The organism is Streptomyces endophyticus (assembly GCF_035798155.1).
Lineage (GTDB): Bacteria > Actinomycetota > Actinomycetes > Streptomycetales > Streptomycetaceae > Streptomyces > Streptomyces endophyticus.
The window spans coordinates 74638-86043 of sequence record NZ_JAOZYC010000134.1 but is presented as its reverse complement, the minus strand read 5'-3'; the positions used below and the strand labels follow the sequence as shown (position 1 = coordinate 86043).

Below are 11406 nucleotides of genomic sequence, written 5' to 3'. Positions count from 1 at the left end.
GAAGTGCTGGAACACCATGCTGATCTTGTGGGAACGCACCCCGCGCAGCTCCTTGGGAGCCAGCGCCGTCAGGTCCTGACCGTCGAAGCGCACGTGTCCCGCGGTGGGCTCCAGGAGTCCGTTCAGCATCCGCAGGAGCGTGGACTTACCGGATCCCGACAGACCCATGACGACGAAGATCTGGCCGGACTCCACCGTGAACGACGCGTCGATCACGGCGGCGGTGGTTCCCTCGGCGCGCAGCTCCTCACGGTCTGCACCGCTGCGGAGCTTCTCCACAGCCTCATCGGGTCGTCTGCCGAATACCTTGTACAGGTCTTCGGCTTCAAGCCTGGACACATACACCTCTCGGGTCGAAACAACACGGCCCGCCTCCCCCGCCGGCGGGCCGTAGAGCGATACGGATCCGTCCGCTTGACCGGTCGACCTCAATGGTTGAAGTACGGACCGGCACCGCTCCGTTGCCGCGCCTGCCCCCGTTTATCTGAAACAAACGGGGAAGTTACCCAGTTCACAGCCTGTTCACTCACGCTGATCACGTACTCACGGTGGGTGACTGTCAGTGGCGTGCGGCATGATGCGAACGTGACCCAGACGACATCCACGACAGGATCGGCCGACCGGCGCCTGATGCTGCTCGACACCGCATCTCTGTACTTCCGGGCCTACTTCGGGGTGCCGGACTCGGTGAAGGCCCCGGACGGCACCCCGGTGAACGCGGTGCGCGGGCTCCTCGAATTCATCACCCGCCTCGTGCACGACCACCGCCCCACCCATCTGGTGGCGTGCATGGACGCGGACTGGCGCCCTCAGTGGCGCGTCGACCTCATCCCTTCGTACAAGGCGCACCGCGTCGCCGAGGAGACACCGGCAGGATCGCCGGACGAGGAGGAGATCCCCGACACCCTCTCCCCCCAGGTCCCGATCATCGAGGCCGTGCTCGACGCGGTGGGCATCGCGCGCGTGGGCGTGCCGGGATACGAGGCGGACGACGTGATCGGTACGTTCACGGGCCGGGCCGAGGGGCCGGTCGACATCGTCACCGGCGACCGCGACCTCTTCCAGTTGGTCGACGACAAGCTGGAGCGGCGCGTGCTGTACCCGCTGAAGGGCGTCGGCACGCTGCAGGTGACGGACGAGGACCTGCTCCGCGAGAAGTACGGGGTGGACGGCGCCGGATACGCGGACATGGCGCTGCTGCGCGGCGACCCGAGCGACGGGCTGCCGGGCGTGCCCGGTGTCGGCGAGAAGACGGCGGCGAAGCTGCTCGCGAGCTACGGGGACCTGGCCGGGATCATGGCGGCCGTCGACGACCCGAAGTCGAAGCTGACGCCGACGCAGCGCAGGCGGCTCGACGAGGCGCGCCCGTATCTGGCGGTCGCGCCGACGGTGGTGCTCGTCGCGGGCGACGTACCGCTGCCGGAGGTGGACACGGCACTGCCGCGCGAGCCGCACGACGCCGCGGCCCTTGAGGAGTTGGCGACCCGCTGGGGCTTGGGAGGTTCTTTGCAGCGCCTCCTCAGCACCCTCTCAGAATGAGGTGTTAGCTTAGGTATACCTAACTAACAGTGGACATAGGGAGACCGCCCATGGCCGAGCGCCCCGCACGCCCGCCCCGCAAGGCCCGCTCCGCACAGGTCGTGCGCGCCGAGAGCCTCACGCCCCATATGCGACGGGTGGTGCTCGGCGGTGAGGGGCTCGCGGACTTCCCGCAAGAGCTCGAACACACCGACCACTACGTGAAGTTGCTCTTCGCGCCGGCCGGGGTGACATACGAAGAGCCCTTCGACATGGCCAGGATCCGCGAGGAGCTGCCCCGCGACCAGTGGCCCGTGACGCGTACGTACACGGTGCGCACCTGGGACCCGAGCACCCTGGAGCTCACCCTCGACTTCGTGGTGCACGGCGACCAGGGCCTGGCCGGACCGTGGGCGGCGGGTGTCGAGGTGGGCGAGACCATCCACTTCATGGGCCCCGGCGGCGCCTACCACCCGGACACCACGGCGGACTGGCACCTCATGGCCGGTGACGAGAGCGCCCTGCCGGCGATCGCCGCCGCCCTCGAAGCGCTGCCCGAGGGCGCGCGGGCCCATGCCTTCGTCGAGGTCGAGGGCCCCGAGGAGGAGCAGAAGATCGACTCCTCCGTCGAGGTCACCTGGCTGCACCGCGCCGGACGCCCGGTCGGGCAGGCGCTCGTCTCCGCGGTGACCGGGCTCGACTTCCCCGAGGGCCGCCCGCAGGTGTTCGTGCACGGCGAGGCGGGCTTCGTGAAGGAGCTGCGCCGGCATCTGCGGATCGACCGCGCGATCCCGCGCGAGGACCTGTCGATCTCCGGCTACTGGCGCCTCGGGCACAACGAGGACGGCTGGCAGGCCTCGAAGCGCGACTGGAACGCGCAGGTGGAGGCCGAGCAGGAGGCCTGATCCCCGGCCCCGGCCGCCGTACCCTTTCCCTCTGTGAGAAGACGCAAGCGCCCCGCCCCGCCGCCCTCCCCGCTCCCGCAGCGCGAAGGCATCGACGCCGTTCGCGTGCGGATGCCGGAGGGCGGGCCGGGGCGCACCGTCCGGGATCACCTCGTGCACACGCTTCCCGCCGAGGACGCGGTGATCGACCGGATGATCGCGCAAGGCGCGTTCGTGACCGCGGACGGGCACCCGGTCACCGCCGAAAGCCCCTACGAGGTGGGCGGCACCGTGTGGTTCCACCGGGAGCTCGCACCCGAGGTCCCCGTGCCGTTCGCCGTCGAGGTCGTGTACCGCGACGAGCACATCGTGGTCGCCGACAAGCCGCACTTCCTCGCCACGACGCCGCGCGGCAGCCATGTCACCGAGACCGTCCTCGCCCGGCTCCGCCGCGACCTCGGCATCGAGCGGCTGAGCCCGGCCCACCGCCTCGACCGCCTCACGGCCGGGCTCGTCCTGTTCGTGGTGCGACCCGAGGAGCGCGGCCGGTACCAGACCCTGTTCCGCGATCGCCGGGTCACCAAGGAGTACGAGGCGGTGGCCGCGTACGACCCGCGGGTGGAGCTCCCCGTCACCCTGCGCGGCCGGATCGAGAAGGAGCCGGGACGGCTCGCCGCGTTCGAGGTGCCGGACGGTGAGCCGAACGCCGAGAGCCGCATCGAACTCGCCGAGCACAAGGGGGACCTGGCGCTGTACCGCCTCACCCCGCACACCGGCCGCACGCACCAGCTGCGCGTCCACATGAACCGCGTCGGCCTGCCGATCCTCGGCGACCCGTTCTTCCCGGAAGTGGCCGAGCGGGCGGCGGACGACGACTTCCGGCGCCCCCTCCAACTCCTCTCCCGGACCCTGGAGTTCACCGACCCGGTGAGCGGCCGCGAGCACCGCTTCGCGAGCCGAAGGGAACTCACGGCCTGGACCTCGTACGAGCGGTGGGACCGGGGACCGGGCTAGGACCCTGGGGCCCTACGGCCCTAGGGCCCTACGGCCCTAAGACTCCGGCTCACTCACCGCGCCACCAGCGCAGGAACCGCTGCCAGACGCCGGGCTTGGCCGGCTCCTGCGGGTACGGATGCGCGTACGGGCCCGGCGGCTGCGCGGCCGGATCGGGTGCCACCGGTGCGGCAGGCGCGGGCGTCGCGGCCGGCAGTGGCGCGGCCGACGGCGGCGTGGCAGGCAGGCCCGAAGTGATCTTCCAGTCCGGCCGCTGCGAAGGCAACTGGCCCGGCTGGGACTTCACGTCCTGCGGCGGACGCGGTGTGAAGTCCACCGGCAGCGCCACCAGATGCCGCCCCATGATCGTCGAAATCCACTTCAACTCGCTCTCGGGGACTTCGAGTTCGGCGTCGGGCAGGCGCATCAGGAACGCGTCGACCCCGATCTCCGCCACCGCACGCCCGATGTCCTGCCCGGGGCACTCGTGCGGGCCGCCACCGAACGCGAGGTGCGAGCGGTTGCCCTGCATGGGAGCGCCGGGTTCGGGCCGCACCCTCGGGTCCGCGTTGCCCGGCTGGATGCCGAAGATCAGGCCGTCCCCGGCGCGGATGCGCTGCCCGCCCAGCTCCGTGTCCGCCTTGGCGAAGTAGCCGACGTTGGCGCTGAACGGCGGCTCGTCCCACAGCGACTGCTCGACCGCCTCCGGCACGGTCATCTGCCCGCCGTTGAGTCGCGCGCGGAACCGGGGGTCGGTGAGCACCACGCGCAGTACGTTCACCATGAGGTTGGCCGACCCCTCGTACGTGGCGATGAGGATGAGCCGCAGGGTCTGCGCGACCTCCTCGTCGGTGAGCCCGGAGGGGGAGGTGATCAGGGTGCTGGTGAAGTCGTCCTCGAGCGGCTCGGCGCGGCGCCGCACGGCGAGGTCCGTCAGGATCCCCATCAGGTACTCGTTGCACGCGATGGCCGTCTCGCCACCCTTGAGCAGATCGCGGGTGGCCTGCACGATGCGCTCGCTGTAGGCCTCGGGTGCGCCGAGCAGCTCCAGCATCACCATCATCGGGAGGTGTTCGGCGAACTCGCTGACGACCTCGCAGCGACCGCGCTCGGAGAACCGGTTGATGATCTCCTGCGTGCCCCGATTGATGGCGCGGCGCAGCTCGCGGTGTTCGACGGTCTCGACGGCGGCGTTGACCGCGCTGCGCAGCCGCAGATGCTCGGCGCCCTCCTCCATCGCGCACATGGGCTGCCAGGTGAAGACCGGGGCGAGCGGGTGCGTGGGCTTGACGGTGCCGTCCCTGACGGCGGTCCAGTTCCGGGAGTCCCGGTTGAACAGGGCCGTGGTGCTCACCATCTGGAGGTTCTCGCTGTGCCCGAGCACCGCCCACATGGGGACGTCCTCGTGGATGAGCGCCGGGGCGACCGGGCCGTACTCGGCACGGAGTTTCTCGTAGACACCGGCGAGGTCCGCGTCGGCCTCGGGGCCGTAGAGCCTGCGGAGGCCGTCGGGGCCGAGGGCGTGTGCGGGGCAGCCGGGCGGCGGCGCGAGCGAGGAGTCTCCGAGTGCGTCGAAAGCGGTGGGCGACTGAGGAGGCTGGGAGGGTGACGTCACGGGAATGCTCCGGTCGGTGTGGTTCGACGGAAGAAGAAGCGAACTACGCGAAGGAATAAGGTGGTTGACGAGGCATCAGGCGTGGTGCAGCGCCATCTCATGCAGGAATCGCATCAGCGTGAGCAGCACCTCGCGGCTCGACGCCCTGCGGCGGACATCGCACTCGACGATGGGCACCAGGGGGTCCAGGTCGAGCGCCGTACGCAGTTCCTCGGTGGGGTAACTCGGCCCGTCGGGGAAGGTGTTGTTGGCGATCACGAACGGCACTCCGCGCTCTTCGAGCCGCCCGATCACGTCGAAGCTGACTTCGAGGCGGCGGGTGTCGACGAGCACGACGGCGCCGAGCGCGCCCTCGAACAGGCCGTTCCACAGGAACCAGAACCGCTCCTGCCCCGGCGTGCCGAAGAGGTACAGGACGAGTTCCTCGGTGATGCCGATCCGGCCGAAGTCCATGGCCACGGTCGTGGCGGTCTTGGTCTCCGAACCGTAGTTGTCGTCGACGCCGATGCCCGCCTGCGTCATGGTCTCTTCGGTGGTGAGCGGCCGGATCTCGCTGACGGAGCCGACCATGGTGGTCTTGCCGACGCCGAACCCGCCCACGATGACGATCTTGACGGCCGACGTGACGGTGTCAGGCAGTCGTTCCTCGGCCCGGGGCCCCGGAATGTGCACGCTCATCGCGGTGTCGGCCCCGGCCGCGCTGTCAGAGCTTCTGTAGTCCATGCATCACCGCTTCGAGAAGGGAACGGTCCGCGACCGAGCCTCGGATCACCGGCGCGCGCGCCTGCACCAGCTCGGCCGCGAGGAGTTCGCCGAGCAGCACGGTGACCACGCTGAACGGCAGATTGACGTAGGCCGAGATCTCAGCCGTCGACAGGGGCGTCTTGCACAGGCGGATGACGGCGGCCTGCTCGGGCGGCGACGCCGGCGGCGGTTCGCCGCGCGCCACGATCAAGGTCACCAGGTCGAGCGGCGCGCGGTCGCTCCCGTCGGTGCCGCCCGTGATGACGTAGAGACGCTCGGGGTCGGGCTTTTCGTCGCCCTGCTGTGCCCGGCGCTCGCGCTTGGGCGGTGGTTCCCGGAACGGGGGTTCGGGGGGACGGTGCGTCATACGGTCTGGCCGTTGCGCCGGGGCGGGCTCGTCAGATGGGCTCCGATCCTGATGACGAGATCGCGCATCTGATGACTGACGAGGCCCGCGTCGACGAACTGGTCGGCGAGCACGGCGAGATACGCGCCCTTGCCCGCGGCCATCAGATAGAAGAAGCCGCCGTCGACCTCGATGATGACCATGTTCATCTTGCCGCTGCTCTCCGGGATCTCCGTGGCCACGGCGGAGGCGAGCGACTGAAGTCCCGCGCAGGCCGCGGCGATCCGGTCGGCGGCGTCGGGGTCGCCGCCGTAGCGGGCGATGCGCAGCCCGTCCGAGGAGAGCACGACCACCTGCTTCACATTGGGCACGCACTCGGCGAGCTCCTTGAGCATCCAGTCGAAATTGGCCCGTTGCTGGATCACTTGCGGTCTCCCTCGTCGACCTGCTGGTTGTACGCGTCGTCATGCGGCTTGGCCGAACCCCCCGGGTCCTGCGCGGTGTGCCCCACCGCGTCGGCCGCCTCGGCCTGGCCCCCCTCGGGCCTCAGTCCGTTCATGAACGCCTCGACCCACAGGCCGGGTTCGGGTTGTTCGGCCCCGCCGTGCTGGTCCGGCTCCCCGGGTGGGGCGGAGGCCGGTGCCCCGTACGCCGCCGGGGCGGGCCCTGCGGGTGGCGGCGTCGAGAGGTCAGGGTTGCGGGGCGTCACGATGATCTGGTCCTCGATGACCTTCGTGTCGTACTTCCTGCGCCGCTGCGGCAGGCCGTTGGCCCGCCATTCCGTGACCACGGGAACGTCGTCCTCCATCGCGGCGACGAGCGGGGCGGAGGGACGCGGGCCGGTGACGGGACGCGGGCCCGTGGTGGGGCGGCGCGTCTTCTTCAGCCGCGGCTCCTCCTTGACCGGTACGCCCTTGTGGTCGACGCGGGGCACGGCGGCGGCGCCGATGCCGTGGGCGAGGCCGGGGGCGTGCTGGGTGCTCATCATGGCGCGCGGCACGACGAGCACCGCGCGCACGCCGCCGTACGCGGACTGGCGCAGCGAGATCTGCATGTCGTACATCGCGCAGAGCCGGCCCACGATCGCGAGACCGAGCCGCGGGTTCTCACCGAGGTCGTTGAGGTCGTAGCCGGCCTTGGCCTTGTCCAGCATCCCCTCGGTCTTGCGGCGCTGCTCCTCGCTGAGGCTGACGCCGCCGTCCTCGATCTCGATGGCGATGCCGGTCTGCACCTCGACCGCGGTGACGTGCACGCGGGTCGTCGGCGGCGAGTAGCGGGTCGCGTTGTCGAGGAGTTCGGCGCAGGCGTGGATGACCGGCTCGACGGAGACGCCCCTGATGGCCACGTCGCAGATGGCGTGCAGGTCGATGCGCGGGTACTCGAGGATCCGCGACATGGCGCCGCGCAGCACGCTGTAGAGCTTGACGGGCTTGGGCCACTGGCGCCCGGGGCGGGCGCCGCCGAGGACGGTGACGGAGTCGGCGAGGCGGCCGATCAGGGCCGTGCCGTGGTCGACGCGCAACAGGTCGTCGAAGACCTCGGGGTTGCGGCCGTGGTCCTCCTCCATCTCGCGGAGTTCCTCGGCCTGCTTGTGCACGATGGCCTGGACGCGACGGGCGACGGAGACGAAGGCGCGCTGCGCTCCGTCCCGCATCGTGATCTCGTCGTCGACCTGCTTGAGGGCCACGCTCATCAACTCGCGCTCGCCCGGCGTGACATCACGGAAGGCGGGCTCGGAGTCGCAGGTGTTGCGGACGGCGTCGCGCGGCCTGTCGCCGGAGGCCATCCGGTACAGCGCGTGCGGGAAGACCTCCTTGGCCACCCGCATCGTGCGGTGTTCCTGGGCGGCGACATGGGCTTCCAACTCGGCTACGTGCCGGGTGTATTGGGCGCGCTGTGCCCTGTTGACGCGGCCACGACGGACCGCCTCGGCGGAGACGGCGAGCACGAGGAGCACGCCGAGCGCGCCGCACAGGGCGACGGCCGGTCGGGCGGACTCCGTGACCAGGGCCGTGGCCGCTCCGGTGGCGGCCGCCAAGACCATGGCAGGCAGCAACAGCACGCGTAGATAGGGGACTTCTCGGCCACCGGGAGGCGATTGAACACTCACCATGTATGCCCTCTGAACGGTCGGGTCTGGGAACGTCGGAGATTCAGGATGGTTCGTCACGCTTCAGGTGCGCCACATCATGGAGCTTCGGCGCATAAGAGAACAAGCGGCCGAATTCATCTCAACTCGGTGCGCTGTGAGCGAGCTTAGTCCGGCCGGATCATCGCCGTGTCATATTCAGCAAGGCCCTGAAATCAGCCCCGTGACAGGAATACACTCGCTCCATTTACACGCTCGGTCGCGATTCGTACACGTGGAGCAATGGCGTCCGCGCGCGCGAACGCACCCGAACGCAGCGGCGGGCCCACCTGGCATCCAGGCGGGCCCGCCGACGTACGCTCTGCTTCCGCTCCCGGGCCGCTACCCCACCGAGGAGTAGGCGACGACTCCCCTGCGCACGGCGTCCACGGCCTTTCGCGCGTTGCGCCCCACCGTGGAACCCTCCGTGGGTGCGGCCGCCGCGATCTGCCCCAGCACGTCGATGACCTGCTTGCACCAGCGCACGAAGTCACCGGCCGGCATCTCGGCCTCCCGCAGCACCTCGTCGAGCCCCTTGCCCGAGGCCCACTGGTACGCGATCCAGGCGAAGCCGAGGTCGGGCTCGCGCTGGCCCACACCCTCCGCCTGGTTGATCCGGAACTCCTCCTCCAGGGCGTCGAGCCGCCCCCAGATCCGCACCATCTCGCCGAGCGCCGCCTTGGCCCCGCCCGCGGGCAGCTTGGGCGCGAGCGCGTCGTCCGAGACCCGCGCCTCGAACACCAACGCCGAGACGCACGCCGCGAGTTCGGCCGGGCTCAGACCCTCCCAGACGCCGTCCCGCAGGCACTCGCTGGCGAGCAGGTCCAGCTCGCCGTAGAGACGGGCGAGCCGCTTTCCGTGCTCGGTCACCTCGTCACCGCGCAGATAGTCCATCTCGGTGAGCAGCTTGACGATGCGGTCGAAGGTCCGCGCGATCGTGTTGGTGCGCCCCTCGATCCGCCGCTCCAGCTGCCCGGTGTCCCGCTTCAGCCGGTAGTAGCGCTCGGCCCACCGCGCGTGGTCCTCGCGGTCGGAGCAGCCGTGGCACGGGTGCGCCCGCAGCTCGGCCCGCAGCCGCGTGATCTCCCGGTCGTCCGCGGCCTGCGAGCGGCCCTTCTTCTTGTGCCGGTCCGGCTCGATGTGGCCGGCCTTGGTGCGCAGCGCGGAGGCGAGGTCGCGCCGGGACTGCGGCGAGCGCGGGTTGAAGGACTTCGGGATGCGCATCCGCTCCAGCGCCTCGACGGGCACCGGGAAGTCGATCGAGGCGAGCCGCTTGACCTGACGCTCGGCGGTCAGCACGAGCGGTCTCGGACCGTCGTGGTGCTCGAAACCGCGATGCCCGTTGGACCGGCCGGCGGGCAGGCCCGGGTCGAGCACGAGCGCGAGGCCCGCGAACTTCCCCGTCGGCACGTGGATGACGTCACCGGGCTTCAGCTTCTCCAGCGCGGCCGCCGCCTGCGCGCGCCGCTGCGCGGCGCCCTGCTTGGCCAACTCGGTCTCGCGGTCCTTGAGTTCACGCCGCAGCCGCGCGTACTGCTCGAAGTCGCCGAGGTGGCAGGTCATGGACTCCTTGTAGCCCTCGAGCCCCTCCTCGTTCTTCTGCACCTGCCGCGAGATCCCGACCACGGACTTGTCCGCCTGGAACTGGGCGAACGAGGTCTCCAGAAGCTCCCTGGAGCGGTGCCGGCCGAACTGCTCGACCAGGTTCACCGCCATGTTGTACGAAGGCCTGAAGCTCGACTTGAGCGGGTACGTGCGCGTGCCCGCGAGCCCCGCCAGGTACTCGGGGCTGAAGCCGCGCTGCCACAGCACCACGGCGTGGCCCTCGACATCGATACCGCGCCGCCCCGCGCGGCCCGTGAGCTGCGTGTACTCGCCGGGCGTGATGTCCGCGTGCTGCTCGCCGTTCCACTTGACGAGCTTCTCCAACACCACCGACCTGGCGGGCATGTTGATGCCGAGCGCCAGCGTCTCCGTGGCGAACACGGCCTTCACCAGGCCGCGGACGAACAGCTCCTCGACGACCTCCTTGAAGGTCGGCAGCATGCCCGCGTGGTGCGCGGCGATGCCGCGCTCCAGGCCTTCGAGCCACTCGAAGTAGCCGAGGACGTGCAGATCCTCGTCGGGAATCGCCGCCGTGCGCTCCTCGACTATCGAACGGACCTCGGCCCGCGCGTCCTCGTCGTTGAGCCTGAGCCCCGCGTACAGGCACTGCTGGACCGCAGCCTCGCAGGCGGCCCGGCTGAAGATGAACGTGATGGCGGGCAGCAGGTCCTCGGAGTCGAGGCGCTCGATGACCTCGGGGCGGCCCGGCGTCCAGATCCGGGAGCGCTGCCTGCGCTCCCGCTCCCGGTCGGCCTCGCGCATGTGCCGGCCGCGTCTGCGGTCCTGGTACGAGGGGCGGCTGGCCTCCATGCGCGCCATCCGCGTCAGGTCGGGGTTGACCGCCTTCTTGCTGCCCTCGCCCTCCTCGAAGAGGTCGTACATCCGGCGCCCGGCGAGCACGTGCTGGAACAGCGGCACGGGCCGGTGCTCGGAGACGATCACCTCGGTGTCGCCGCGCACGGTGTCGAGCCAGTCGCCGAACTCCTCCGCGTTCGACACCGTCGCCGACAGGGAGACGAGTGTCACGGACTCCTGGAGGTGAATGATCACCTCTTCCCAGACGGCGCCACGGAAGCGGTCGGAGAGGTAGTGCACCTCGTCCATGACGACGTAGCCGAGCCCGAGGAGCGACCGCGAGCCCGCGTACAGCATGTTGCGCAGCACCTCGGTGGTCATCACGACCACGGGCGCGTCACTGTTCACACTGTTGTCGCCCGTGAGCAGGCCGACCTTGTCCGCGCCGTAGCGCTTCGAGAGGTCCTGGTACTTCTGGTTCGACAGGGCCTTGATGGGTGTCGTGTAGAAACACTTCTTGCCCTGCTGCAGGGCAAGGTGTACGGCGAACTCGCCGACGATCGTCTTGCCGGAGCCGGTGGGCGCCGCGACCAGGACACCCTTGCCCGCCTCCAGCGCTTGGCACGCCTCGATCTGGAAGGGGTCGAGGCCGAAGTCGTACATCTCGCGGAAGTCAGCGAGCGCGGTGGCCTGCTCGACGGCCCGCTTACGGGCTGCCGCATACCGCTCGGCCGGTGAGAGGTCCTCTGTCATCGTGCTTTCCAGCCTACCGACGACC

The 11406-nt window shown here is 70.1% G+C and carries 10 protein-coding genes; 3 read left to right on the top strand and 7 right to left on the bottom strand.

What is annotated here, in order from left to right; translation table 11 throughout:
* Positions 1–345 (bottom strand): ATP-binding cassette domain-containing protein (locus OKJ99_RS23685; protein ID WP_326019381.1); only part of this gene is annotated, 345 nt, incomplete at its 3' end.
* 285 nt (positions 346–630) lie between these two features.
* Here OKJ99_RS23685 and OKJ99_RS23680 point away from each other — a divergent pair.
* From OKJ99_RS23680 to OKJ99_RS23670, 3 genes are read left to right on the top strand one after another with little or no spacing between them, the layout of a single operon-like run.
* Complete coding sequence (locus OKJ99_RS23680; protein ID WP_326019383.1) at positions 631–1539, top strand: 5'-3' exonuclease; 909 nt, start codon at positions 631–633, stop codon at positions 1537–1539.
* A 50-nt stretch (positions 1540–1589) separates the two neighbouring features.
* Positions 1590–2423 carry a siderophore-interacting protein gene (locus tag OKJ99_RS23675; protein ID WP_326019380.1) on the top strand — a complete coding sequence of 278 codons (834 nt, stop codon included), beginning with the start codon at positions 1590–1592 and terminating at the stop codon, positions 2421–2423.
* Between the two features lie 33 nt (positions 2424–2456).
* Entirely contained in the window at positions 2457–3416 is a 960-nt protein-coding gene (locus tag OKJ99_RS23670) for a pseudouridine synthase (protein WP_326019379.1), read from the top strand.
* A gap of 49 nt (positions 3417–3465) precedes the next feature.
* Here OKJ99_RS23670 and OKJ99_RS23665 read toward each other — a convergent pair whose 3' ends face one another.
* The 6 genes from OKJ99_RS23665 to OKJ99_RS23640 all read right to left on the bottom strand — a co-directional run bounded on the left by OKJ99_RS23665 (position 3466) and on the right by OKJ99_RS23640 (position 11381).
* Positions 3466–5010 (bottom strand): cytochrome P450, encoded by a 1545-nt coding sequence (locus OKJ99_RS23665; protein WP_326019378.1) that lies wholly within the window; start codon positions 5008–5010, stop codon positions 3466–3468.
* Positions 5011–5085: 75 nt separating this feature from the next.
* Positions 5086–5733: a GTP-binding protein gene (locus OKJ99_RS23660; RefSeq protein WP_326019377.1), complete on the bottom strand. Its 648-nt coding sequence runs from the start codon at positions 5731–5733 to the stop codon at positions 5086–5088.
* A complete protein-coding gene (locus tag OKJ99_RS23655) occupies positions 5714–6121 on the bottom strand; it encodes a DUF742 domain-containing protein (protein ID WP_326019376.1) in 408 nt (135 codons plus the stop codon). Before OKJ99_RS23655 ends, OKJ99_RS23660 begins: the two co-directional genes overlap by 20 nt.
* A complete protein-coding gene (locus OKJ99_RS23650; RefSeq protein ID WP_266721521.1) occupies positions 6118–6525 on the bottom strand; it encodes a roadblock/LC7 domain-containing protein in 408 nt (135 codons plus the stop codon). The genes OKJ99_RS23655 and OKJ99_RS23650 overlap by 4 nt, the downstream gene beginning before the upstream one ends.
* The gene (locus OKJ99_RS23645) at positions 6522–8213 is read right to left on the bottom strand and encodes an ATP-binding protein (RefSeq protein WP_326019375.1); all 1692 of its coding nucleotides are present in this window, start codon (positions 8211–8213) and stop codon (positions 6522–6524) included. The genes OKJ99_RS23650 and OKJ99_RS23645 overlap by 4 nt, the downstream gene beginning before the upstream one ends.
* A gap of 357 nt (positions 8214–8570) precedes the next feature.
* The gene (locus OKJ99_RS23640) at positions 8571–11381 is read right to left on the bottom strand and encodes a DEAD/DEAH box helicase (RefSeq protein ID WP_407700750.1); all 2811 of its coding nucleotides are present in this window, start codon (positions 11379–11381) and stop codon (positions 8571–8573) included.
* Positions 11382–11406 lie beyond the last annotated feature (25 nt).

Bases quoted from the DNA above. Each gene is read 5' to 3' on its own strand.
- OKJ99_RS23680 (WP_326019383.1), top strand. From the start codon at position 631: ATGCTGCTCGACACCGCATCTCTGTACTTCCGGGCCTACTTCGGGGTG.
- OKJ99_RS23675 (WP_326019380.1), top strand. From the start codon at position 1,590: ATGGCCGAGCGCCCCGCACGCCCGCCCCGCAAGGCCCGCTCCGCACAG.
- OKJ99_RS23660 (WP_326019377.1), bottom strand. From the start codon at position 5,733: ATGGACTACAGAAGCTCTGACAGCGCGGCCGGGGCCGACACCGCGATG.
- OKJ99_RS23655 (WP_326019376.1), bottom strand. From the start codon at position 6,121: ATGACGCACCGTCCCCCCGAACCCCCGTTCCGGGAACCACCGCCCAAG.
- OKJ99_RS23645 (WP_326019375.1), bottom strand. From the start codon at position 8,213: ATGGTGAGTGTTCAATCGCCTCCCGGTGGCCGAGAAGTCCCCTATCTA.
- OKJ99_RS23640 (WP_407700750.1), bottom strand. From the start codon at position 11,381: ATGACAGAGGACCTCTCACCGGCCGAGCGGTATGCGGCAGCCCGTAAG.